24 protein-coding genes, 1 rRNA gene and 1 other annotated feature are annotated in these 24,036 nt (G+C 45.5%); all 25 genes read left to right on the top strand.

Going from position 1 to position 24,036, the window contains the following annotated elements; translation table 11 throughout:
• Positions 1-16 precede the first annotated feature (16 nt).
• The 25 genes from MKY54_RS24770 (at position 17) to MKY54_RS24650 (ending at position 23,948) form a co-directional block, all read left to right on the top strand.
• On the top strand, positions 17-1,051 hold the full coding sequence (locus tag MKY54_RS24770; protein ID WP_036685150.1) for a rod shape-determining protein: 1,035 nt from the start codon (positions 17-19) through the stop codon (positions 1,049-1,051).
• A gap of 62 nt (positions 1,052-1,113) precedes the next feature.
• Entirely contained in the window at positions 1,114-1,992 is an 879-nt protein-coding gene (mreC, locus tag MKY54_RS24765; RefSeq protein WP_076129391.1) for a rod shape-determining protein MreC, read from the top strand.
• Positions 1,992-2,522 carry a rod shape-determining protein MreD gene (mreD, locus tag MKY54_RS24760; protein ID WP_081386380.1) on the top strand — a complete coding sequence of 177 codons (531 nt, stop codon included), beginning with the start codon at positions 1,992-1,994 and terminating at the stop codon, positions 2,520-2,522. The genes mreC and mreD overlap by 1 nt, the downstream gene beginning before the upstream one ends.
• A 79-nt stretch (positions 2,523-2,601) precedes the next feature.
• Complete coding sequence (gene minC / locus MKY54_RS24755; RefSeq protein ID WP_036685154.1) at positions 2,602-3,261, top strand: septum site-determining protein MinC; 660 nt, start codon at positions 2,602-2,604, stop codon at positions 3,259-3,261.
• Between the two features lie 5 nt (positions 3,262-3,266).
• A complete protein-coding gene (minD, locus tag MKY54_RS24750) occupies positions 3,267-4,061 on the top strand; it encodes a septum site-determining protein MinD (RefSeq protein ID WP_036685156.1) in 795 nt (264 codons plus the stop codon).
• Positions 4,062-4,262: 201 nt separating this feature from the next.
• Positions 4,263-5,159, top strand: coding sequence for a M23 family metallopeptidase (locus tag MKY54_RS24745; RefSeq protein ID WP_076303223.1), 897 nt, complete (start codon positions 4,263-4,265; stop codon positions 5,157-5,159).
• Positions 5,152-5,994, top strand: coding sequence for a M50 family metallopeptidase (locus MKY54_RS24740; protein ID WP_076129389.1), 843 nt, complete (start codon positions 5,152-5,154; stop codon positions 5,992-5,994). The genes MKY54_RS24745 and MKY54_RS24740 overlap by 8 nt, the downstream gene beginning before the upstream one ends.
• A 54-nt stretch (positions 5,995-6,048) precedes the next feature.
• Positions 6,049-7,290, top strand: a complete 1,242-nt coding sequence (locus MKY54_RS24735) for an Rne/Rng family ribonuclease (protein ID WP_076129388.1) — start codon at positions 6,049-6,051, stop codon at positions 7,288-7,290.
• The gene (locus tag MKY54_RS24730; RefSeq protein WP_155288184.1) at positions 7,271-7,438 is read left to right on the top strand and encodes a hypothetical protein; all 168 of its coding nucleotides are present in this window, start codon (positions 7,271-7,273) and stop codon (positions 7,436-7,438) included. Before MKY54_RS24735 ends, MKY54_RS24730 begins: the two co-directional genes overlap by 20 nt.
• Positions 7,353-7,439, top strand: a sequence feature (ribosomal protein L21 leader region). (Overlaps the previous gene by 86 nt.)
• Before the next feature lie 14 nt (positions 7,440-7,453).
• Complete coding sequence (rplU, locus tag MKY54_RS24725; RefSeq protein WP_036685166.1) at positions 7,454-7,765, top strand: 50S ribosomal protein L21; 312 nt, start codon at positions 7,454-7,456, stop codon at positions 7,763-7,765.
• A 12-nt stretch (positions 7,766-7,777) separates the two neighbouring features.
• Positions 7,778-8,113 (top strand): ribosomal-processing cysteine protease Prp, encoded by a 336-nt coding sequence (locus tag MKY54_RS24720; RefSeq protein WP_036685168.1) that lies wholly within the window; start codon positions 7,778-7,780, stop codon positions 8,111-8,113.
• Between the two features lie 17 nt (positions 8,114-8,130).
• On the top strand, positions 8,131-8,442 hold the full coding sequence (gene rpmA, locus MKY54_RS24715) for a 50S ribosomal protein L27 (protein WP_036685171.1): 312 nt from the start codon (positions 8,131-8,133) through the stop codon (positions 8,440-8,442).
• A gap of 243 nt (positions 8,443-8,685) precedes the next feature.
• Positions 8,686-9,426: a Spo0B domain-containing protein gene (locus MKY54_RS24710; protein WP_076105522.1), complete on the top strand. Its 741-nt coding sequence runs from the start codon at positions 8,686-8,688 to the stop codon at positions 9,424-9,426.
• Positions 9,427-9,441: 15 nt separating this feature from the next.
• A complete protein-coding gene (obgE, locus tag MKY54_RS24705) occupies positions 9,442-10,752 on the top strand; it encodes a GTPase ObgE (protein WP_036685174.1) in 1,311 nt (436 codons plus the stop codon).
• Positions 10,753-10,962: 210 nt separating this feature from the next.
• On the top strand, positions 10,963-12,285 hold the full coding sequence (locus tag MKY54_RS24700; RefSeq protein ID WP_038573034.1) for an SPFH domain-containing protein: 1,323 nt from the start codon (positions 10,963-10,965) through the stop codon (positions 12,283-12,285).
• A 10-nt stretch (positions 12,286-12,295) separates the two neighbouring features.
• Positions 12,296-13,042, top strand: coding sequence for a hypothetical protein (locus tag MKY54_RS24695; protein ID WP_076129386.1), 747 nt, complete (start codon positions 12,296-12,298; stop codon positions 13,040-13,042).
• A 14-nt stretch (positions 13,043-13,056) separates the two neighbouring features.
• The gene (locus MKY54_RS24690; RefSeq protein ID WP_038573031.1) at positions 13,057-13,833 is read left to right on the top strand and encodes a hypothetical protein; all 777 of its coding nucleotides are present in this window, start codon (positions 13,057-13,059) and stop codon (positions 13,831-13,833) included.
• Between the two features lie 66 nt (positions 13,834-13,899).
• Positions 13,900-15,261 (top strand): hypothetical protein, encoded by a 1,362-nt coding sequence (locus MKY54_RS24685; RefSeq protein WP_339188218.1) that lies wholly within the window; start codon positions 13,900-13,902, stop codon positions 15,259-15,261.
• A gap of 158 nt (positions 15,262-15,419) precedes the next feature.
• Positions 15,420-15,857 (top strand): ACT domain-containing protein, encoded by a 438-nt coding sequence (locus MKY54_RS24680; protein WP_038573029.1) that lies wholly within the window; start codon positions 15,420-15,422, stop codon positions 15,855-15,857.
• Between the two features lie 33 nt (positions 15,858-15,890).
• Positions 15,891-17,177, top strand: a complete 1,287-nt coding sequence (locus tag MKY54_RS24675) for a homoserine dehydrogenase (protein WP_036685184.1) — start codon at positions 15,891-15,893, stop codon at positions 17,175-17,177.
• 59 nt (positions 17,178-17,236) lie between these two features.
• Positions 17,237-18,214, top strand: coding sequence for a homoserine kinase (gene thrB, locus MKY54_RS24670; protein ID WP_076129384.1), 978 nt, complete (start codon positions 17,237-17,239; stop codon positions 18,212-18,214).
• Positions 18,211-19,098: a prephenate dehydratase gene (gene pheA, locus MKY54_RS24665; protein WP_036685188.1), complete on the top strand. Its 888-nt coding sequence runs from the start codon at positions 18,211-18,213 to the stop codon at positions 19,096-19,098. Before thrB ends, pheA begins: the two co-directional genes overlap by 4 nt.
• A gap of 4 nt (positions 19,099-19,102) precedes the next feature.
• Positions 19,103-19,984 (top strand): branched-chain-amino-acid transaminase, encoded by an 882-nt coding sequence (gene ilvE / locus MKY54_RS24660; protein ID WP_036685189.1) that lies wholly within the window; start codon positions 19,103-19,105, stop codon positions 19,982-19,984.
• 304 nt (positions 19,985-20,288) lie between these two features.
• Positions 20,289-21,938, top strand: a complete 1,650-nt coding sequence (locus MKY54_RS24655) for a LysM peptidoglycan-binding domain-containing protein (RefSeq protein ID WP_339188216.1) — start codon at positions 20,289-20,291, stop codon at positions 21,936-21,938.
• Between the two features lie 452 nt (positions 21,939-22,390).
• Positions 22,391-23,948 (top strand): 16S ribosomal RNA (locus MKY54_RS24650).
• The last annotated feature ends 88 nt before the right edge of the window (positions 23,949-24,036 follow it).

The following is a 24,036-nucleotide window of genomic DNA, read 5'->3' as shown; positions in this document are numbered from 1 at the left end:
AAAAGGAGAAATTAGCATGTTGGGTGGTTTCACAAAAGATTTAGGAATTGACTTGGGGACAGCGAATACGCTTGTCTACGTACGCGGTAAGGGTGTTGTTGTAAGAGAGCCTTCCGTTGTAGCCATTAACACTGATACTAAGACGATTGAAGCTGTGGGTGAATCCGCCAAAAAAATGATCGGTCGTACACCTGGAAATATCCGTGCGATCCGTCCGATGAAAGATGGCGTTATCGCTGATTTTGATACAACGGCTACGATGATTAAATATTTTATTCGTCAAGCACAGAAACAGCGTTCTATGTTCCAGCGTCACCCTAATGTAATGGTCTGCGTACCATCTGGCATTACTGCTGTAGAGCAACGTGCGGTAGAAGATGCTACCAAACAAGCTGGAGCTCGTGAAGCTTACATTATCGAAGAGCCTTTTGCTGCTGCTATCGGCGCGGATCTGCCAGTATGGGAGCCTACAGGTAGTATGGTTGTAGATATCGGTGGAGGTACAACTGAAGTTGCTGTAATCTCGCTCGGCGGTATTGTTACTAGCCGTTCAGTGCGTGTTGCAGGTGATGAAGCGGATGAGTCCATCATTCAATACATCAAACGTCAATACAATCTGATGATCGGTGAACGTACTTCGGAGCAGCTCAAAATGGATGTTGGCTCTGCCCTTCCTCTTGAAAAGGCTGAAACCATGGAAATTCGCGGCCGTGATCTCGTAACAGGTCTGCCAAAAACACTTACAATTACTTCTGATGAAATCTGTGAAGCTTTGTCTGACACAGTGAATGCTATTATTGAAGCTGTTAAAGTAACGTTGGAAAAATGTCCGCCAGAGCTTGCAGCAGATATTATGGATCGTGGAATTGTTTTGACAGGTGGGGGAGCTTTGCTTCGCAACTTGGATAAGCTGCTTGCACGTGAGACGGGAATGCCGGTTATTGTTGCTGAGAATCCACTGGACTGTGTAGCTATTGGAACCGGTAAGGCACTTGAGAACATTCATTTGTTCAAGAGCCGCAGCGGATCCAGTCTTCGTTCGAAGAGATAAGATGATGTTCTACCACTTGTGTAAGTCAACCCCTGTTATGGGAGAAATACTGTTGTTAGAGGGTGTTGAAACTGTTTAAACTCTTAAGCAATAAACGTCTGTTTATTCTGTTGATTACACTGGTGCTGTTCATTGTGGTAATGGGCTTCAGCTTGGCAACAAGGAAAGGCTTGTCCTGGCCGGAGAACTTTCTCAGAGATTCGACTGGTTTCGTGCAAAAAATGTTCTACAAGCCCGCTGGATATGTAGCGGGCTTGTTTGAAGATATTGGAAATCTGAGTGATCTTGCTAAAGAAAATGAACAGCTTAAAATTATGGCTGCCCAGTATGCACGTGATAAAGCCCAGTATAATTTTATTAAAGCACAGAATGAAGACTTGGAAAAAAAATGGCAATTCACTAAAGAACAGAAGAATTTGTATAAGTATGAATATCGTATTGCGCAAGTAATTAGCCAGACTACAGAACCAAGCAACAGCACCATTGTAATTGATTTAGGCTCCAAAGATGGTGTCAGACCTAATATGTCTGTTATTTCAACCGATGGTCTGGTAGGTGTTATCAGTCAAGTTAGCAATTTCACTTCTACTGTGAAACTGATGACCATGATGGACACTAATGATCCTAATTCCCAGCCGCCTATTGCGGCAACTGCCTTTAATAAAGAGGGTAAGTCCTTTGGGATGATTGAGAGTTATAATCCAGAGACGAACAGACTGCTGATGACCAAGATTCCACCGGGTGATCCTATTGCAGCGGAGGATACTATTCTGTCTTCCGGTATTGGAGGCTTGTATCCAAGGGGGTTGACAATAGGCACAGTTGAAAGCGTCGATGTTGGTGAATTTGGATTAACCTCCACAGCAGTGATAAAGCCTTCAGCAGAATTTCAGGACTGGAAGCATTTGATTGTTGTGTTTACGGAGGAGCGTGCTGAATAGTGAATATGCGCAGATCAGTTCTTATTCTGATACTGTTCCTCTTATTTATTGTGGAGGGAACCATCTTACCTTGGCTGATTCCAGATGTGTGGCAGATGCGAATCATTCCGAATTTGGTTTTTGTAGTGTTATTGTTCGTGACTATATATCATCATCGGCATACAGCACTTATATTGGGATTATGTTTTGGAATGCTGCATGATGTCGTTTTTTACGGCAGAATTCTTGGAGCACACTCTTTTGCGATGGGATTGTCGGCTTATTTAATCGGCCTTTTATTTCAGATTCCACGTGCTCCGCTGCCCCTTATGATGACTGTGGTTCTGCTTGGAAGTCTACTTGGGGATAGTATACTATTTGGTATCTATAGTGTATTTAATCTTAATCAAGAACCTTATAGCTGGGCGATTTTGAATCACATGCTGCCGACGATGCTTTTTCATTTTGCCATCGGGCTACTCTTCTACATACCGGTTCGGCGCCAGCTTGAGCTAATCAAGAAAGAAACGAATAAGGAAGAAGCGGCTTAAAGAGCTTCTATTTTCTTTCTATACAAAGCAGGAATTTAAGGGGCCCGGCACGAATGAATGAGGATAGGGGGCCAGGCATATGACAGTAAAATCCAAGCATGTAAGGATTAAGGGCATCAAGGATGGCCTGATATTCCTGCTAGACGACAAATGTCCCTTTGAAGATCTTCTGAGCGAGCTTCGCTATAAGCTGGAGCACAGCCATCAAAATATTTTAACTGGACCGATTGTACATGTGGACATAAAGCTGGGCAATCGTACCGTAACTGAGGAAGACAAGGAAGCTGTGCTGGAGATTCTTAAGGGACAGGGAAATCTGTTGATTCGATCTATAGAGGCGCTTCCAGCGCCCGGCAGTGAGGATAATGACGCATTGTTTCTGATGAGCGGAATTCTACGTTCCGGTCAGGTGCTGCACCATAACGGAAATCTTCTATATCTGGGGGATGTGAACCCTGGGGGGACCATAACCTGTTCAGGCGATATTTATATACTAGGTTCGCTAAGAGGGATGGCGCATGCTGGAGTAGACGGGAATGAGGAAGCGATTATAGCTGCTTCTTTAATGTCTCCAACGCAGCTGCGAATTGCCGATATTATTAGTCGTCCGCCCGATGAATGGGAAACCCGAGAAAGCAGTATGGAATTTGCATATTTAACAAACGGAGCTATGCAGATCGATAAGATTCATAATTTGGTCAAATTACGTCAGGATTTAAATGTGTTTAAAGGGGTGTAGCCTCCATGGGAGAAGCGATAGTCGTAACCTCGGGCAAAGGCGGAGTTGGCAAAACAACCACAACAGCCAACATTGGAACCGCACTTGCACTGCAGGGCAAAAAAGTATGTCTCGTCGATACCGACATTGGACTGCGTAATCTGGATGTAGTTATGGGGCTTGAGAATCGTATTATTTATGATCTTGTGGATGTAGCGGAAGGACGTTGCCGCCTTAATCAAGCGCTCGTTAAAGACAAGCGCTTTGATGAATTGTATATGCTGCCTGCAGCTCAAACAAAGGATAAAACGGCTGTCTCTCCTGAACAAGTAAGAGATATCATTCTTGAACTAAAGAAGGAATATGAGTATGTTCTGATCGATTGTCCGGCAGGAATCGAGCACGGCTTCCGCAATGCGATTGCCGGTGCGGATAAAGCGATTGTGGTTACCACACCAGAGCATGCCGCTGTGCGGGATGCCGATCGTATTATCGGACTATTAGAACAGTCGAGTGTGGAATCGCCGAAATTGGTGGTAAACCGTATTCGTCCAGGTCTTGTGAAGTCTGGGGATATGCTTGATATTGAGGATATATTACAGGTGCTGAACATTGATCTTATCGGAATTGTTCCGGATGATGAACTAGTCATTAAAGCCGCAAATAACGGAGAACCTACAGTTATGAATCCCGATTCTTCAGCTGCTATTGCCTATCGCAATATTGCACGCCGAATTTTAGGTGATGCTGTACCCCTGATGCAGCTTGACCGCAAACCGGGAGCATTTAAGAAACTTAAGAAATTTTTCGGCATGGCTTAATTTTTACTAAGCAATCCTATGATAAGAAGCATACACGGGTCCCACCAGTAGAGAAATCTATGGTGGGGCTTATTTTTTTGAATAAATATGAATGTATGGCATTTCCGGGATTTAAATGGCCTACCTTGGAGGGGCTTGTTCTAAAGAGACTTCCGTGCTTCATAAAATGGAAGTAAAACATGCCCGTCCGGAGGGATAAATATGGATCAGAAATCAGATATCAAGAATCGCCGCAAGGAGCGTATTCGTAGTTTATTGGAGGAACTCCCGGAAGTCTCAGCAGTCTCAGGAGTTTCGGAAGTCCCGGAACTTGAAATAGCGGACGCTCCCCCTTTATTTATTATGCCGGATAAGAGTACGAGCTTTAAGGAATGGGGAACAGGATTTAAGAATGCGGATCAATCCTCTGTAGAGCCCGATCCAGAGGTGATGTGGAAAAAGAGTCGTGGAGGCTGGGAGGATAACGGCGGTGGAGGCTCAAATTTTACTGCCGGTTTTATTCGGCGCTTTGTTGCTAGTGTTCTTGTGTTTGGAGCAGTGTGGGGGATTTTTGCGGTACATCAGCCATGGTCCTATAAGATGCAAGCTTTTATTAGTGATGCGTTAAGCAATGACATGGATTTCACGGCTGTGAGAGTCTGGTATGAGGAGAACTTTAACGGAGCTCCAGCGTTCATTCCGATATTTGGGGATAAAGATGAGCCTGCTCAAAAAGTGGCCGCTCATCATCAACTCACTGCCCCGATAGCTGGGAGCATTGTCCAGCCTTTTGCATCTACGCTAAAAGGGGTGGAAATTATGCCTCAAATCGATTCAACCTTAAATGTGACGGTGAAAAGTATAGACATGGGACGTATTCTCTCCATCTCTAAAGAGCTGGAAGGGGGCATTCGAATTGCTGTTCAGCATTCAGGCGGTGTCACTGCAGAATACGGACATTTGAGCGGCACCAAGCTGGAGGTTGATGACTGGGTGCAGAGCGGGGATTCACTCGGTTGGATGATGGAGAAGGACGTATCCTCAGCTTCAACACTATTTTTCGCAGTGATGAAAGACAAGACTTATATTGATCCTACAGAAGTGGTATCGTTTGATTAGGATCTTTGGTATCGAACTGTCACTACATCCACTGTTCGTGATCATTATGTTATTCTCCGTGGTCACGGGACAATTTCTAGAGCTGCTCACCTTATTTACGATTGTCTTCATTCATGAAATGGGACATGTCGTTGCGGCTCTTTTGGCTGGTGTTACAGTTAAGTCGGTTCAGCTTCTACCGTTTGGCGGAGTGGCTGTTATTGAAGATCATGGGCGGCTTACAGCCAGTCGTGAGATCGGAATAGCCCTTGCCGGTCCACTGCAAAATGGAATTATGATCGTAATTGCTTTGGGACTTCAACAAGCCGGTTATGGCAATCAGGAATTTCTGACCTATTTTATTCATGCCAATGCCATTATTGGGCTTTTTAATCTAGTGCCAGTGCTGCCGCTTGACGGAGGTAAAGTGCTTCAGGCCACTATTAGTTTAGTGCTTCCTTATTACTACACTTTGTTATGGACTGGACGGGTGAGTGTAGCCGCAAGTGTCCTTGTGATTATATATGCGCTGCTGCCTCTTGGAGCGGGTGGAGGCCTTAGGCTGAATATGGTCATGATCGGAGCTTTTCTGCTGTATTCGAATTTTACCGACCATCGTAATTTACCGTACCGGTTTGTTGCTTTTTTGATGAATCGGGAGGCTGTTTATGAGTATCATTTGCGAACAGGAAGCGTAGCTCGTCCAATAGTTGCATTATCTGCGAAACCTTTAGATGATATATTGCGTCTATTTAAACGTAATCAATATCATTTTATCTATGTGTTAAACGGTAAAGGAAATGTTGTTGCTGTTGTGCCGGAACAGCGCTTAATATCAACCTACTTCGGAATATAGTGTATTTATGCAGAGAATGTGAAGGAATGAACGAACGAAACCAGAGGTGAAGCCATGAAACAGATGATCGTTCACTGCACGCAGCACATTACCCGAATGGCTCTTCTGGAAAACGGAAGGCTGGTGGAGTACGCGGCTGAACGCGATCAGCAGCAAGGGTTGGTCGGCAGTTATTACAAGGGCCGTGTGATTAACGTACTTCCAGGTATGCAGGCTGCTTTTGTTGATATCGGACAGAAGAAGAATGCTTTTTTATATGTTGATGATGTATTGCATCCTAATTTGGATAAACAGCCTGATGTGAAGCCCTCTATCGAGACGCTTTTGCAGCCGGGACAGGATATTGTTGTTCAAGTGCGGAAAGAGCCGAGCGGCGGAAAAGGCGCGCGTGTAACGACTCATTATACGTTGCCCGGGCGCTGGATGGTGTACATGCCCTTTGCAGAATACGTCGGTGTCTCCAAAAAAATAAGCCGGGATGCAGAGCGCAGTCGTCTCAAAGGAATCGGAGAACGTCTGCGAATGAAAGAAGAAGGGCTTATTATGCGGACGGTTTCTCAGGACGAGCCACATGAAGCTGTGGAGGGTGATCTTTCTTTTTTGCGTGCCCAATGGGAGAATATTACACGTAAGGCACAAACGGTAGAGGCTCCCGCTTTACTACATCGTGATCTTAGTATTGTCCAACGCTTTATAAGAGATGCCTTTAATCCGCAACGGGATCAGTTGATTATTGATTCATCTGCCGCAGCTAGAGAAGCAACAGCCTTTCTGGACGACATGGCTCCTGAAGGGTACAAGCCAGTCTGTCTTTATAATGGAGCGGAGTCTATTTTCGCTGCTTATGGTATTCAGGATCAATTACTCAAGAGCTTCAGCCGCAAAATCACGCTGGAGGGCGGAGCAACAATGATCTGGGATGAGACAGAGGCGTTAACCGTAATTGATGTCAACACCGCTCAATACATTGGCGGAGCATCGCTTGAAGAAACGGTTACTAATACGAATTTGCTCGCAGCTGAGGAGATCGGTCGTTTGATCCGGTTACGCGATACTGGTGGAATCATTATTGTCGATTTTATTGATATGGAACAAGAGCTTCACCGCAAGATGGTCACAGAGCGATTAGAGAAAGTGATCTGCAAGGATCGCACCAAAACACATATTTTGGGGTGGACAAGACTCGGGCTGCTCGAGATGACCAGAAAGAAGGCAAGGCATGATTCAGCCAGCTTTGCGCCTGTGATTTGCCAGTGCTGCGGGGGAACCGGAAAAGTTGGAGAATGGCTGGAATGAGTTGACGATAAGTCATAAGTATGATACTATCTTCAAGTATGTGTTTGATGCAGTTGATCCTGCACATGCTGTAACCGCTCCGATCGGGTACATAAGCGCAGTTCCTACGGGAATTCTGCCACCTAGACTAGGCGAGTCTGAGACATGAGGAGGTGCAAGTAAAATGTATGCAATTATCGAAACTGGTGGTAAACAATACAAAGTCCAAGAGGGCGACGTTTTGTTCATTGAAAAGTTGGAAGCTGAAGACGGCGCAAGTGTAACTTTTGACCGTGTATTGGCTGTTTCTAATGATGGTGGTCTGACTGCAGGAACTCCGCTAGTAAGCGGCGCGTCTGTAACAGCTAAAGTCGAGAAACATGGTAAAGGCGCTAAGGTTGTAGTTTACAAATACAAACCTAAGAAGAACTACCACAAGAAACAAGGTCATCGTCAACCGTACACGAAAGTAACTATCGAGAAGATTCAAGCGTAAGAAGGTGCGTTAATGATTAGCGTGCGGATTACACGATTATCGGATCTAGGAACTATCGTTGGCTTTGAGGTTAAGGGGCATGCGGGTTATGCGAAGCGTGGCGAAGATATCGTATGTGCCGGGGTATCCGCTGTAACAGTTGGAACCGTCAATTCGATTGAGACCTTGACCGGAATCTCCATGGATACATCCATGAAGAACGGATTCTTAAGTGGAACATTAAGTTCTGTTGAAGATTTCGATACTTCCGCGAAGGTACAATTACTGCTTGAATCCATGGTCGTAATGCTGAATGATATCGCAGAATCATACGGGAAGTATATTCAAATACAGCAAGTAAATATTTAAAGAAGGAGGTTGACAACATGTTGAAATTGAATCTTCAATTGTTCGCATCGAAAAAAGGTGTAGGTTCCACAAAAAACGGACGGGATTCCCATTCCAAACGTCTTGGCGTGAAACGTGCTGACGGTCAAGCAGTAACCGGCGGTAACATCTTGGTTCGTCAACGCGGAACAAAAATTCACCCAGGAACTAACGTAGGCATCGGTAAAGATGATACTTTGTTCGCAATGGTGGATGGCGTAGTGAAGTTCGAACGTTGGGGCCGCGATCGCAAAAAAGTGAGCGTGTACCCAGTTGATGTCGCTCCGGTAGCAGCGGCACTGGAAGCGTAAGCTTACGGACCATATGAGCAAGTAGAAGCCTCCGGCATGAGTGCCGGAGGCTTTTTTGTAGAATATTCATAATTATTTGTGTTGCAAAGTTGGAATGGTTAGATAGATGTGAAAATCTCGTTATTATCTCTGGTGAACTACAGTGAACGCGTGTGTTATACTAGGAAATGGTAAATGATACTAACAAAACAAATTATCTAAACGAAGTCATGAATTTTGCGAACTGAGGGACGGGGAGAAAGAATGAAATCCTGGAAAAGTGCAATCTGGGCAGTCATGTTATCCGTAATGCTTCCTTTAGGTCTTTTGTATTGGCATACTTCTCTTCTGACGTGTCTATTACTCGGAGTCTGGGTAGTGGCAATCGTTGCTTTCAGTTTTATCTGGAGCCAGCGTCATTATGAACGGGAGCTGCGTATACAAGAGAACACTCTGCAACAGGCGGCGATTCGGACACTGAATCATCATCGACATGATTGGATGAACGATTTGCAGATTCTATACGGATATATTCAGCTTGGAAAGCCTAATAAATCCGTGGAGTGTGTGGAAAGAATAAAGGAACGCATAGCACTTGATAGTCGTATCGCTAAGTTGGGCATTCCTTCATTGGTTTTCTATATCCAATCCTTCCGAACTAACAGGTCTAGTCTGGAATTGGAAGTTCAGGTGGAGGAAGGGTTGCAGCTAGAGGACAAGCTAAATCCAGAAGCAGGAGATGAGCTGACTTCAGTGATTATGCAGACCATACGGGCTTATCAGTACAACGGGCTGGCTCCTCAGGGGGAGACGCGCAAGCTGCGCCTTGGCTTTTTTCAGGATGGAGGAGACATTCTTATCTCCTTCGAAGGCGAGGGGGAGCATGGCAATCCCGAGCTGCTCAAAGGGCAAATTTATAATATAGTACAAGGGAAAATCATGAAAGCAGAGCAGTTTAAGCCTAGCAGGGCTTATGTAGAGCTGCGATTACCGCTTGAAATGTGAGGAAGGTGAACATTTATGTTCGTAGATAAAGCTAAGATTTATGTTAAAGGCGGTGACGGCGGGGATGGTCTCGTTGCGTTTCGCCGGGAGAAATATGTACCGGAGGGTGGTCCTGCCGGTGGTGACGGAGGCCGTGGAGGCGACGTTATTTTCCGTGTAGATGAGGGACTGCGCACGTTGATGGACTTCCGTTATCAGCGCCACTTCAAAGCTGACAAAGGGATTAAAGGACGGAACAAAAGCCAACATGGAGCGAATGCGGATCATATGATCGTTCGTATTCCGCCAGGAACCATTCTGATTGACGATGATACGCAAGAGATCATTGCCGATATGACGCGTCATGGACAACAGGTTGTAGTTGCACGTGGAGGCCGTGGAGGCCGGGGTAACACCCGTTTTGCCACAGCTAATAATACTGCACCAGAGCTTGCGGAGAACGGTGAAGAAGGCCAAGAGCGTTATGTTGTTATGGAACTTAAGGTAATGGCTGATGTAGGGCTTGTAGGCTTCCCGAGTGTGGGTAAATCTACGTTGCTGTCGGTTGTGTCCGCTGCTCAGCCCAAAATCGGAGCTTACCATTTCACAACAATTACACCGAATTTAGGGGTAGTGGATGTTGGGGATGGCCGAAGCTTTGTGATGGCGGATCTGCCTGGATTAATCGAGGGAGCTAGTGAAGGCATAGGTCTGGGTCACGAATTCCTGCGTCACGTTGAACGTACGCGTATCATCATTCATGTAGTTGATATGTCTGGCTCTGAGGGCCGTGATCCCTTCGAGGATTGGGTTCTAATTAATGATGAGCTGAAGCAGTACAATGCTAGTCTAATCGATCGTCCGCAGATTGTGGCGGCGAATAAGATGGATATGCCTGAATCAGAAGAGAATCTTATTTCTTTCCGCGAACGCGTAGCTGAGGTGCGGCCGGATTTAGAAATCATGCCAATTTCATCCCTTACCCGTCAGGGTGTTCAGGAGCTCCTATATCGTGCAACGGATATTCTCGACAGCATTCCGGTTGCGCCGGTGGTTGAGGAAGTTGCTGAAACTACTGAACGTAAGGTGTATAAGCTGGAAGCAGAAGAGGATAATTCGTTTACTATTACACGTGATAACGAGGCGTTTGTGGTCACAAGCCCACGTATCGAACGTATGCTGAAGCGCATGCAGCTTAGCACACATGATGCGATTCTCAAGCTGGCACGGACTTTGCGTCATATGGGTGTAGATGCCGAGCTTCGTAAACGTGGTGCTGTAGAAGGAACGATTGTCCGTATCGCTGATTTCGAATTCGAATTCGTTGAGAACAGCAGCTACTATTAATATTTAGCTGACTATGAAGCGCCAACTATGGTTTTCCTGTAAAGGGATAGCATAGTTGGCGCTTTTTTTGTGAGGAGATCAGTAATTTTTTTCAATAAAAGAACCCAAAACACGATATATATCGTATACAATAAATATCGAAATACACTAATTCCCATTTGGGAGCGTACACGTTATTTATATATAAGATAATGAAAGAAGGAATAGCAGATGGCAATTATAGAAGTGGTGAAGTATGACGGTCCTCCAGGTATATTTGCATGGAAATATCCTAACCAGGAGCTGGGGACATGGACACAACTAATCGTTAATGAATCCCAGGAAGCGATTCTATTCAAGGGCGGACAAGCGCTTGATTCTTTTACAGCTGGGCGGCACACGCTAAGCACCGCTAATATACCTATTTTATCCAATATCGTTAATCTTCCTTTTGGTGGAAAATCACCATTTACGGCTGAAGTATGGTATGTGAATAAGACGAATTCGATGAATGTCAAATGGGGAACAAGCTCACCTTTACAGCTTCAGGATCCCAAATACAAAATTATGATTTCTGTTCGTTCTTTTGGGCAGTTTGGTGTAAAAATCGATGATCCGCGAAAATTCTTGCTGAAGCTCGTAGGGACGCTCCCGCAGTTTGATCATGAAACGCTTATCAGTTATTTCCGCGGACTGCTGATGTCGAATATAAATGAACTTATTTCTTCTTACCTTGTGCACAAGCAAATCAGCATACTGGAGATTAATGCTTATGTTGCAGAGATCTCCAAACATATTCAGGGCCGACTAGCCTCGGCTTTCTTGGATAATGGCATTGAGCTGAATAATTTCTATATTGATTCGATCAATATTCCAGAGGATGATCCGGCAACGATTCGTTTGAAGGAAGCTTTGGCTAAAAAAGCGGAAATGGATATCATGGGCTTCACCTATCAGCAGGAGCGTGGTTTTGACACGATGGAAGAAGCGGCAGGTAATCCTGGCAATCTTGGAGTGGGCATGATGAACACCGGGATGGGGCTTGGACTTGGAATGGGATTTGCTGGACCCGCTATGGATATGGTGAACCGTATGACTAGAGGGATGAACTTGGATTCAGGGACTACAGTTATACGTCAAGAGCAGCGTTCCTGCTCTAAGTGTGGAGTTATGAATCCAGTAGAGGGACGGTTCTGCAGCGGTTGTGGGCAGGCGCTTGGAGGCAACCCGCAAGGTTCTCCCTCTGCGAACAAGATCAAATGTTTTGAATGCGGGCATGAACTAAATGCGGGAGCTAAGTTCTGTCCAGGTTGCGGGAATCCTTATCGTCCTTGCCCATCCTGTAAAGCAGATAATCCTGAGGGAGCGGCTTCTTGTGTCTCCTGTGGAAAAGAAATGCCTAAAGCTTGCGGTAAATGTGGGACTATGGTAGCGCCAGGGGTGAAATTCTGTCCTCATTGTGGAGACAGCATGGTGATTAAATGCAGCGGCTGTGGACATGAGCTGAAAGCTGGACAAAAATTCTGTGCAGAGTGCGGAACAAAAGCAGGCTAAGGAGGACCTAATGAACAAAAGCAGGAGATATATATACATTATTACCATCATTTATGCGGTAGCTATAGTACTGACAGTCTTCTCGTTTATTGGATTAGGTTTCTCTGACTCACTGTTTCGGTTCATAATTTCTTTATCCGCGGTTCTGCTAGCAGAAAGTGTAATCTATGGCTATTGTATTTTTTGGCTCCGAACGGCAAGTAGCATTCAGCAGACTCCGCCTGTTCTTATCAGCGGCGCAATCATTACGGGAATCTATGCAGCCATCGTATTTGTATCGGCCTTACTCTTCGATTGGCTGCTGGAGTTACCCGCCTTGTGGTACGCAGCCGAACAATTGCTGATTCTTGTGTTAGGAGCGATCACTTTGGCCGCGATAGGGCTTTACGGGTGGAATGCTGGGGCAGGGGAACAGCAAGCCAAAAGGTCTTTACAAAAGTTTCGGCGGTATCAGAACGAATTAACTGAAATGAGTGAGCTGGCTAGTAGCTGGAAGAATTCCGAATCCGAGCAGCTAGTGAACGTGTTAGATATGTTGGAGGAAAAATTTAAGTACAGTGATCCGATATCAGAACCGTCTTTATATGCTACAGAGGATATTCTGCAGCAGCAGATTTCTCTGTTACATGATCACGTGAAGCTACTGCTGGCGACCCAAGAGCCACATGAGGGCTGGCAGGTAGAAGTAAATGAGATGTCAGAGAGTATAAAGTCTACACTTCAGCGGCGTAACCGTGAATTAGCGGCACTTAAATAGGAGGAGTTTACTACATGAACAGTTTGAACCTACAAGAGCCGTCACCGCTCCCGGGAGGAAATGCAGCCGTTCCCCGGCTTAAATACGAACGTACCGGGTTTGATTATGTTATTCTCGCGGCTGCTTATCTGCTGATGCCAGTTGGACTTGTGCTTGCCTTGTTACGTTTGATGACAACGCATTACAAAAATTACCGCAGACCGACTAACCTCAATCTGCTGATGCATGTATTTATTGGTGGGTTTGTTGAACTTTCTATTGCTATGTTTTCTAGTGCGCTCAATGGGGAATTTGGAACTTCTGAATTAGTATCAACGCTTATTTTAATTGCAATCATGTTTTTGACTCCAGCTTTTATACTGGCCAGTGTGACAGCGAAAGCTAAATATACCCTTTCTAAGCTTAACACTTCTTATATAGAGCTGATTCAAAATAAGAATATCCGGCATATTGGCAGTATATCTGAACGAATAGGCCAAAGTGAAAGTGATGTACGGAGAGATGTCCAGTATCTGAAGGATAAAGGACTGCTTGATATTGATGTCGCATTATCCGAAGGGCGCCAGACGCCAGAACCATCAGCAGCTAATCAAGGTTACCCTGAAAGTACTTCGGGCTTTGGAGGAACGGGGAGAACCCAAGCATCGGGGCAGCAGATACCTGCGCAGCCTCAGTCTCCGCCGCAACTGCCTAAGTCTATCCGTTGTCCGGGGTGCGGAGCCCAGAATACTGTGCTCCCAAGCCAATCTAAAAGCTGTGATTACTGTGGAACGAAGATCCCGTACAATTAATGCCGTCAACCAACAGATTAGCTGCATCGCATATAGGATTACATAAATAAGGGGATTAAAGACAAAATGAGTGGATTGGATATACGCAGACAGCCGCCGACATCGGGAAAACCTGTGTACAAGCATGAATATGAGCGGACGGCGTTTGATTATACGACTATTGTGTTTGCGTATGTATTTGCTCCGGTTGGCTTTATATTGGCTGCCATTCGGTTATTATCTACACATTCCAAGAGACAGCGCAAAGCAAGCAATATTAACCTGTTTTATCATGCGTGTATGGGTGCCTTTGTAGAATTGGCGATCTATTTCATTATTAGCAAGCTACTCGGTCAAATCGATTATGTCGCACTCTTGATCAGGCTGGTGATTATCTACGCATTGTTTAGGATTCCCGCCATCAAATTGTCGGTTAGGGCCGTAGGATGGAGAGAGGGATTCACCTATCTTTGCAATGACTATATCGCATTGGTTCTTGTGGACGGCATAAGGCATATCGGCAGCCTATCCGATATTCGCGGATTCAGTGAAGAGAATGTCCGCGAGGTTTTGGAATATTTAAAAGATCAGGGAGTGCTTTCTCCAGATATTGTTTATTATGAAGGACGTGTAGACAATCCATTTGTAAAATTGCCGCCGAAGCTTATTTATTCCAAACGGGCACAAGCACTGGTGCGTGCGCCTGAGAATAACCTTCGCTACCGTAACAAGCGAGACCGGACAGTGTTTGATCGAATCATCATGGCGATTGCCTATTTGTTTGCTCCGCTTGGGTTTGTACTTGCGATGCTTCGTTTTGTAAGCACTCATTATAAGAATGAGAGGAAATCATTTAACTACAAATTGCTCTATCATGTATGTATGGGAGCTTTTATGGAACTTGCTGTCCTCTTCGCCGTGGGGACCTACAAAGGGGATTTTAAGTGGTACACTTTATTGATCATTCTGGTGGTCCTCTACGTGATCTTTATAATTCCGGCGGACAGCTTTGCAGGGAGGGCTACCTTTGCAACAGAAAACTTTGATTTTCTGTGCAAGAAGTATCTCATGCTGATCGTAGTGGATGATGTTAGACATATTGGTAATTTAGCTGATATCACGAGACAAAGTGAAGATGATGTACGTAGAGACCTACGGTATTTGGTGAGATGGGGGTTACTTGCTTCTGATCTTGTCTATTATGAAGGACGTGTTAAGCTCTTAGATAAACAACCGCCCAATCTTGTACATCCTGACCGGGCACAGCCCTCCGCGGCATCAGAGAACCAGCCATCATCTGGGCGGCAGTCATTGTCGGAGAATAGGCCTAAGCCACCTGTCCAACTGCCGAAATCCATCGTTTGTCCGAGTTGCGGTGCTAAGAGTAGAGTACTTCCAGGGCAGGATAAAATCTGTGACTATTGCGGGACGACGATTCCATACAGTTAGTGTACATACGATTGCCTTCTGCCCCCGGGAATCCGGGGGTTTTACTACACCTAACTACCCGGCCTTGGAGCATCCAGATAAAGTTATTGCATTTTACAAGCCTTTTCCGATATAATGTCCACTAAGAAAACACAAAAGTCTTTGAGGTGAGGACGTTCGTGAGAGAACGCTATTATTTGGTCCGGGAGGACATATTGCCTGATGCTGTACTTAAGACTATGCAGGTTAAACAATTGCTTGAGGCCGGGGATGCGAAGACCGTAAATGAAGGTGTAGAGCAGGTGGGATTAAGCCGAAGCGCTTTTTATAAATACAAGGATGGAATTCACTTGATCCATCAGCTCGAACGAGAGCGGATCGTTACGATTTCCATGGATTTGGAGCACGAATCTGGAATGCTTTCCAAGGTACTAGGCTCTGTAGCGGGACATGGGGCTAATGTGTTGACGATTCACCAGAGTATTCCGCTGCAAGGGCGGGCAAATGTGGTGATCTCCGTAGAAATTTCACACTTAAATGAGGAACTCGGAGAGATGCTGGATAGTCTGAAAGAGATTCCAGGAGTGAAGCGTGCTTTAATCGTTGGACAGGGATAGGAACTATATTCGTAAACTTTTAGGAGGAGACAGATGAAGCCGGTTAAAGTGGGGTTGCTGGGCCTGGGAACAGTAGGCACAGGTGTAGTTCGTATCGTGGAAGGGAATCAAGAGGATTTAAGCAGCCAGGTAGGCTCTTCAATTGTCATTGAACGTATAGCTGTGAATAATTCTAATAAACCACGCGAAATCGAGGTTGATCCTGCTAAAATAACGACAGATCCATGGGATGTGATTCGTGATCCTGAAATTGATGTCATCGTTGAAGTTATGGGGGGAATCGCGGGAACCAAAGAATATATTCTTGAAGCTTTGGAACGCGGTAAACATGTCGTAACTGCGAACAAGGATTTGATGGCGCTGCACGGCTCGGAGATTCTTGCTAAGGCGCAGGAGAAGCAATGTGATGTCTTTTATGAGGCTAGCGTAGCAGGAGGCATTCCGATTATCCGCACACTTATCGAGGGCTTTTCCTCAGATAAGATTATGAAGATTATAGGTATCGTGAATGGAACGACTAATTACATACTAACCAAAATGAGCCAAGAAGGCGCATCCTATAATGATGTGTTAAAAGAAGCGCAGGATCTGGGATACGCAGAGTCTGATCCAACCTCGGATGTGGAAGGCCTGGACGCTGCCCGCAAAATGGCGATTCTCGGAACCTTAGGTTTCCGTACTAACGTGGAGCTGCATGATGTAAGTGTGAGTGGGATTTCTCAGGTGAGTAAGGCGGATATCGCCTTTGCGAAACGTCTCGGATATGAAATTAAGCTGTTAGGCATCGCTGAACGTCAGGATGAAGAATTCAGCATCAGTGTTCAGCCAACCTTGATTCGGGCTAGTCATCCCTTGGCTTCCGTCAATGGCGTGTTCAACGCAGTTTACGTATACGGGGAAGCAGTGGGAGAGACCATGTTCTACGGTGCGGGTGCGGGCGCAATGCCAACTGCAACCTCAGTGGTAGCTGATTTGGTAGCTGTCATTAAGAACCTTAAACTAGGTGTGAATGGATTGAAGCAAAAAGTACCTTACAAGCAGAAAAAGCTTAAGAGTGATGAAGCTATTTTTTATAAAAACTTTTTGCTTCTGCATGTTGATGATAAAGCAGGGGTATTGGCTAAGATTACTCAAGTGTTTGCCGAATATGATGTGAGTTTGGATTCAGTAGTTCAGCAAGCCAATCCCAATAATCCTGATGCGGAGATCATTATTGTCACTCATAACGCTAGTAAAGCAAGCATGAACAAAGTGCTGCGCCATTTCGAGGAGCTGAAAGTCATCCGCCGGATTAAGAGCCATTATCGTGTGGAAGGTTAACCAAGCCACTGAACTAATACTTTCATATTTCAAAACATAGTAAGGAGATTGTACCTGTTATGAGTATTTACGGAAGAGCTAGGATTAAAGTGCCTGCTAGTACTGCCAATCTTGGTCCGGGCTTCGATACTCTGGGTATGGCTTTGCCGCTATATGCCTGGATTGAGATGGAGGAAGCAGAGGAGACTGTTTTTCATCTATATGGTGATGAGATGAATGGAGTGGCTCAGGATAAGAGCAATTTACTCTATAAGGTCGCTCAAATGGTATTTGCAGAGGCAGGCGTTACGGTGCCTGAATTATCGATATCCATGTACTCGGAAATTCCGCTTACGCGTGGACTCGGCAGCAGTGCCTCAGCTATTATTGGCGGAATGGCCGCAGCGAACACAATGATTGGCTCTCCGCTGGATAATGCTAAGCTGTTTGATATGGCTACCCAGCTTGAGAAACATCCCGATAATGTGGGTGCCTCCTTGTTTGGCGGCATTATTACTGCGGTGTGGGATGGTGAACATGCGGATTATGTTCGGCTAGAACCACCACAAAATCTTGAGGTGCTGGTGGTTATTCCTGAATTCGAACTGGAAACCACAAAAGCGCGGGGATTGCTTCCAACAGAAATCTCAGTTAGTGATGCTGTGTACAACATCAGCAGAACCTCTCTATTGACGGCTTCGCTGGCATCAGGCCGGCTTGACCTGCTTAGCAGAGCGATGCAGGATCGCCTGCATCAGCCGTATCGTGCACCGCTTATACCGGGCATGGAGAAGCTGCTCGCAGAAGCTCCTGAACACGGTGCTTTAGGGATCGCACTTAGCGGTGCTGGACCGACTCTGCTATGTTTAGTGGATCGCCAAGAGACCCGTAAGAGTGAGCTTGAGGCCTTCTTGAAGAATACGATGCAGGAACATGGCATTTCCGCTCGGACCTGCTGGTTAACACCTTGTGCTTCTGGAGTTACTACAGAGCTGCTTGAAATAAACGAGATGCAAAACGTATCATTTTTGGATATGATAAAAGGAGTACGGTCATGAAATCAATAGCGGTATTGCCGCAGGGCTCGGTATCCCACGAAGCGCTGCTGCATTTGTTTAACGGTGAACCTGTAAAGCTTGTGCATCACAAGTTAATTTCCGATGTATTTCTCTCTACGGCGAATGGTACCACCGATTACAGCGTGATTCCGATTGAAAATACCATTGAAGGCTCAGTTAGTCTTCACATCGATTGGCTCATCAATGAAGTGGATCTGCCAATGCAGACGGAATGGATTTTTCCATCGATACAGAATCTTATCGGTAACCCAAGGGAATTCACAGATACAGACGGCAACAAGGATTTCACCAAGATGGTAAAAATCCTTTCGCATCCCGTAGCAATGGCACAATGTATGCAATTTGTTCGTAAGCATGCCCCTTGGGCTGAACTGGAGTCGGTTGGAAGTACCTCTGAAGCTGTAGAAATCGTCAAAAACAATCCCGGCAAGGGCTGGGCTGCTATCGGTACCGCTCTTGGCGCCGCTACTCATGGGCTGGAGATTGTAGATCGGCAAATTACAGATCACAACAACAATTACACACGGTTTGTCCTGGTGGGTCCACAGAAGATAGATCTTCCGCGGAGCAGCACAGGAGTAAAGACGAGTGTTCTAGTAACGCTGCCAGAGGATTTTCCAGGTGCCTTGCATCAGGTGCTTGCTGCTTTTTCCTGGCGGAAACTGAATTTATCGCGTATTGAATCACGACCAACGAAGAAGAAGCTGGGTACTTATTATTTTTATATTGATGTGCTGGAACCGATAGAATCTGTTCTGCTGCCAGGGGCTATTGAAGAAATTAGTGCTTTAGGCTGTCAGGTAAGGATTCTGGGCTCGTATCCCACATACACCTATGAGGAAGAGAAAGCGGAGGTGCAGTAAATTCATGGCTGAGCAATGGATCTATTTGGATGGACAACACGTAACGAAGGAAAATGCAAAGGTATCCGTTTTTGATCACGGTTTTTTGTATGGAGACGGTATTTTTGAAGGTATCCGTATCTATAACGGCAATATTTTTAAATGTAAAGAGCATTTGGACAGACTGTATGATTCGGCAAAATCGATCATGCTGGACATTCCGCTAACGTATGATGAGATGCTGGAAGCTATGGCTGAAACGATTCGTCTTAACGACATGCGTAACGGCTATATTCGACTGATCGTGTCCCGGGGACCAGGGAACTTAGGGCTTGATCCACGCCGTTGTCCAAAAGCTAGTGTAATTATTATCGTTGAGCAACTGGCTATTTACCCAGAACAAGCGTATTTGAACGGACTTCGTGCAGTTTCTGTGTCCCAACGCCGTAATATTCCGGATGCGCTCAATCCAAAGATCAAATCGCTTAATTACCTAAACAATATCCTAGTAAAAATCCAATCCAACTTGGCAGAAGCCGACGAAGCCATCATGATGAACGCTCAAGGTTATGTTACTGAGGGATCGGGCGATAACATTTTCATCATCAAAAATGGTGTAGTTTTCACTCCTCCATGTTACTTGGGAGCCCTTGAAGGAATTACCCGTCTGGCGATCATTGAGCTCTGTGAGAAATTAGGTATTAAACTGAAAGAAGAACCGTTCACAATGCATGATGTTTATATAGCGGACGAGGTGTTCTTCACTGGCACAGCTGCTGAGGTTATTGCAGCACGTGAAATTGACGGCCGGATCATTGGTGAAGGACAAGCGGGTCCAATCACTTTGAAGCTGCTCGAAGAGTTCCGTAATGTGGTTGATAAAGATGGCTATAAGGTTTGGGAATAAAGACTAATCATACAATGTAAATAGCATTGAATACGCATCAGAAGTCCTTTTATGCATACATGCAGAAGAAAACGGGAGTCTCCGGTTAATCTTTTCATGGATCATGAAAGGATTTTTTTTATTTCGGGGATGTCATTCGCCCATGGGCTGCATAAGATGTAGTAACGAAGGAGGCGGCTGTACCGCATATAACTTTGTAAGAGAGCAATGTTCCATGAAAAGGGTGTTTGCTTTCGAAGTCAGTTTTGCTGTGTAGCTGTAAAGAAAGCAATACTCCACAAAACTTTTAGGAGGTTAATGCTACGTGAAAATACACATTGTCAAACAAGGCGATAGTTTGTATGCCTTATCGCAAAAGTACGGAGTGCCGTTACAAAAAATTATTGAAGCAAACCCGCAGATCAGTAATCCGAATGTGTTAGCGGTTGGAGACAAAGTAAAAATACCTACGGCCCCTGTATCCGTACCGGAGAACAGTGAAGTTTACTACAAGCACACCGTTAAACAAGGAGATACCTTGTGGAAATTATCTAAAGCCTGGGGAATTCCTTTAAAGGATATGGTTGAGGCCAATCCCCAACTAAAGAATCCAAATGTACTTATGCTAGGGGAAGTAGTTAATATTCCTAAAAAAGTATCCAATACCTCACCGACACAGCCTGGGTATACACCTTCTAACGCCTCAGAGAAAACGCAGGTGGGTGGCAAGGAATATACAGGTCCTAAAGAACAGCCTGCTGCTGAGGTAGTGCCTGCACCTAAACCAGAAACTAAACCAGAAGTAAAACCAGAGACCAAGCCAGAAGCTAAACCTGCACCTAAACCAGTGACAAATATCTCACCTGAATCCAATTCTGCACCACACCCATCGCTAAACATCGCCCCTATTAATACACAAAACATTGCACCCAATCCTGCGCCTAATATGCAAATGGAAGTTGCTCCAGTGCAAGAAATTGAAATGCAGAGTTTATTTGTTCAGATTACGGTTCCAAATCAAGAACCGATTGCTCAACAAGAAGCACCTAAAGCTGAGAAGAAAGCAGACAATGATTGCTCATGGGACAATTCCAACGGATACCCGGGCCTGGGAGGAAATCCTTATCTCTATGATTCATATCAAAATAGCCCTAATATGAACATGAACTGGGCACCAAGTTATGTTCAGCCAATGGCTTATGCACCAGAATGTATTTCACCATGTTATTTTTCGGGCAATATGTATTCTAATATGAGTCCAGAACAGTGGAATCCAAATGCCGCGCCAAACATAAGCCCGGAACAGTGGAATCCAAATGCCGCGCCAAACATAAGCCCAGAGCAATGGAATCCAAATGCCGCGCCAAACATAAGCCCAGAACAATGGAATCCGATGGAGGCTAATGTTGCTGGCATGAATGTTGGCGGGGATTTCTCCCCGTATGCTGTTCCTCAATATGGAGGACAGACGCCGAACCTTCCTTGGCCAACTTGTGGGTGCGGAGGCGTGCATATTCAACCAGTGCAAACTTATTCATATGACATGCCTGTATATAACACCTATCCTGAATATGGGAATCCAAACGCTTTTTCCGCATATGGAGCAGGAATGCCTAATCAGGGAATGGTACCTACTTCTACGCTTGGAGCATTTGGTGGACCGGATAACTCTAATATTCCATCCAATCCGCAGTATCCAGGGATAGGTAATTATTCGCAGCATAATCGGGTGCCGGAAATTCAAGAACCTGAAGCGTTCGTGCAGGAATCTCCCGAAACGGCTAGAACAGAGACTGATGAGTCAACTTCTAACGCTTCTCTCAAGAATAAGGGGAATGTAGCAAAGGAAACAGTAACAGGCAAAAAAGCAAAGACTTCAGGTCAACCTAGCAGCAAGAAAAGCAAAGCTGCTACGAAATCTCAAGGTTCAGCAGCGAGTACTAAAAAACGTAGAAATCCTTGGATTTCAAACTAATAAATTTATATATTAAGCCGTTGTTTGACTTACGTGTAGATTCTGTATCCTAAGAATCTACACGTTTTTTTATAGGTAAATAGGGATAAAAGATGTTAAATAAAGTGGGGCAAAAGCACTTATTTATAAAATATAAATTTTTAAGTATTGTTTTTATATAGGGATATATGGTACATTATAAATCCAGTCGCAAAGAGGAACTATAAAGCTTTCGGTTGGTGAGTGTTAATCTGAATTAGATTGCAAAGAACTTTGAAAAAAAAGTTGCAATAAATCAGAAAGCATGATATATTATAAGAGTTGCTGCTGAGACATTAAACGGCGCCAACGAGAACTTGATCTTTGAAAACTGAACAACGAGTGAGTAGGAAATCACGTAAGTGAAATCCAAAATTAGAGAATTAATTTTCTCGTCAGATGTTTCAAAATGAGCATATCGCTCTTTTCAATACTAATTGGAGAGTTTGATCCTGGCTCAGGACGAACGCTGGCGGCGTGCCTAATACATGCAAGTCGAGCGGAGTTATTTTGAAAGCTTGCTTTCAAAATAACTTAGCGGCGGACGGGTGAGTAACACGTAGGCAACCTGCCCTTCAGACTGGGATAACTACCGGAAACGGTAGCTAATACCGGATAATTTCTTTTTTCTCCTGAGAGAAGAATGAAAGACGGAGCAATCTGTCACTGAGGGATGGGCCTGCGGCGCATTAGCTAGTTGGTGGGGTAACGGCCCACCAAGGCGACGATGCGTAGCCGACCTGAGAGGGTGAACGGCCACACTGGGACTGAGACACGGCCCAGACTCCTACGGGAGGCAGCAGTAGGGAATCTTCCGCAATGGGCGAAAGCCTGACGGAGCAACGCCGCGTGAGTGATGAAGGTTTTCGGATCGTAAAGCTCTGTTGCCAGGGAAGAACGTCCGGTAGAGTAACTGTTACCGGAGTGACGGTACCTGAGAAGAAAGCCCCGGCTAACTACGTGCCAGCAGCCGCGGTAATACGTAGGGGGCAAGCGTTGTCCGGAATTATTGGGCGTAAAGCGCGCGCAGGCGGCTATTTAAGTCTGGTGTTTAAACCTTGGGCTCAACCTGAGGTCGCACTGGAAACTGGGTGGCTTGAGTACAGAAGAGGAAAGTGGAATTCCACGTGTAGCGGTGAAATGCGTAGATATGTGGAGGAACACCAGTGGCGAAGGCGACTTTCTGGGCTGTAACTGACGCTGAGGCGCGAAAGCGTGGGGAGCAAACAGGATTAGATACCCTGGTAGTCCACGCCGTAAACGATGAGTGCTAGGTGTTAGGGGTTTCGATACCCTTGGTGCCGAAGTTAACACAGTAAGCACTCCGCCTGGGGAGTACGGTCGCAAGACTGAAACTCAAAGGAATTGACGGGGACCCGCACAAGCAGTGGAGTATGTGGTTTAATTCGAAGCAACGCGAAGAACCTTACCAGGTCTTGACATCCCTCTGAATCTGCTAGAGATAGCAGCGGCCTTCGGGACAGAGGAGACAGGTGGTGCATGGTTGTCGTCAGCTCGTGTCGTGAGATGTTGGGTTAAGTCCCGCAACGAGCGCAACCCTTAACTTTAGTTGCCAGCAAGTAATGTTGGGCACTCTAGAGTGACTGCCGGTGACAAACCGGAGGAAGGTGGGGATGACGTCAAATCATCATGCCCCTTATGACCTGGGCTACACACGTACTACAATGGCCGGTACAACGGGAAGCGAAGCCGCGAGGTGGAGCCAATCCCATCAAAGCCGGTCTCAGTTCGGATTGCAGGCTGCAACTCGCCTGCATGAAGTCGGAATTGCTAGTAATCGCGGATCAGCATGCCGCGGTGAATACGTTCCCGGGTCTTGTACACACCGCCCGTCACACCACGAGAGTTTACAACACCCGAAGTCGGTGGGGTAACCCGCAAGGGAGCCAGCCGCCGAAGGTGGGGTAGATGATTGGGGTGAAGTCGTAACAAGGTAGCCGTATCGGAAGGTGCGGCTGGATCACCTCCTTTCTATGGAGAATCGTTCTCTGCAATGAGAACATTCAAATCGGAAGTTTAACTTCCACAATCTCAGGTTTAGGCCTGTTACTCACTCGTT

This window comes from Paenibacillus sp. FSL P2-0121 (genome assembly GCF_037975345.1).
Classification (GTDB): Bacteria; Bacillota; Bacilli; order Paenibacillales; family Paenibacillaceae; genus Paenibacillus_AQ; species Paenibacillus_AQ odorifer.
The sequence above is the reverse complement of the archived record's forward strand: the minus strand, read 5'-3'. Positions and strand labels throughout refer to the sequence as shown.

Coding starts and splice junctions, on each gene's coding strand:
- MKY54_RS24770 (WP_036685150.1), top strand. CDS start 17: ATGTTGGGTGGTTTCACAAAAGATTTAGGAATTGACTTGGGGACAGCG.
- minC (WP_036685154.1), top strand. CDS start 2,602: ATGACAGTAAAATCCAAGCATGTAAGGATTAAGGGCATCAAGGATGGC.
- minD (WP_036685156.1), top strand. CDS start 3,267: ATGGGAGAAGCGATAGTCGTAACCTCGGGCAAAGGCGGAGTTGGCAAA.
- MKY54_RS24745 (WP_076303223.1), top strand. CDS start 4,263: ATGGATCAGAAATCAGATATCAAGAATCGCCGCAAGGAGCGTATTCGT.
- MKY54_RS24735 (WP_076129388.1), top strand. CDS start 6,049: ATGAAACAGATGATCGTTCACTGCACGCAGCACATTACCCGAATGGCT.
- rplU (WP_036685166.1), top strand. CDS start 7,454: ATGTATGCAATTATCGAAACTGGTGGTAAACAATACAAAGTCCAAGAG.
- MKY54_RS24720 (WP_036685168.1), top strand. CDS start 7,778: ATGATTAGCGTGCGGATTACACGATTATCGGATCTAGGAACTATCGTT.
- rpmA (WP_036685171.1), top strand. CDS start 8,131: ATGTTGAAATTGAATCTTCAATTGTTCGCATCGAAAAAAGGTGTAGGT.
- MKY54_RS24710 (WP_076105522.1), top strand. CDS start 8,686: ATGAAATCCTGGAAAAGTGCAATCTGGGCAGTCATGTTATCCGTAATG.
- obgE (WP_036685174.1), top strand. CDS start 9,442: ATGTTCGTAGATAAAGCTAAGATTTATGTTAAAGGCGGTGACGGCGGG.
- MKY54_RS24700 (WP_038573034.1), top strand. CDS start 10,963: ATGGCAATTATAGAAGTGGTGAAGTATGACGGTCCTCCAGGTATATTT.
- MKY54_RS24695 (WP_076129386.1), top strand. CDS start 12,296: ATGAACAAAAGCAGGAGATATATATACATTATTACCATCATTTATGCG.
- MKY54_RS24690 (WP_038573031.1), top strand. CDS start 13,057: ATGAACAGTTTGAACCTACAAGAGCCGTCACCGCTCCCGGGAGGAAAT.
- MKY54_RS24685 (WP_339188218.1), top strand. CDS start 13,900: ATGAGTGGATTGGATATACGCAGACAGCCGCCGACATCGGGAAAACCT.
- MKY54_RS24675 (WP_036685184.1), top strand. CDS start 15,891: ATGAAGCCGGTTAAAGTGGGGTTGCTGGGCCTGGGAACAGTAGGCACA.
- thrB (WP_076129384.1), top strand. CDS start 17,237: ATGAGTATTTACGGAAGAGCTAGGATTAAAGTGCCTGCTAGTACTGCC.
- pheA (WP_036685188.1), top strand. CDS start 18,211: ATGAAATCAATAGCGGTATTGCCGCAGGGCTCGGTATCCCACGAAGCG.
- ilvE (WP_036685189.1), top strand. CDS start 19,103: ATGGCTGAGCAATGGATCTATTTGGATGGACAACACGTAACGAAGGAA.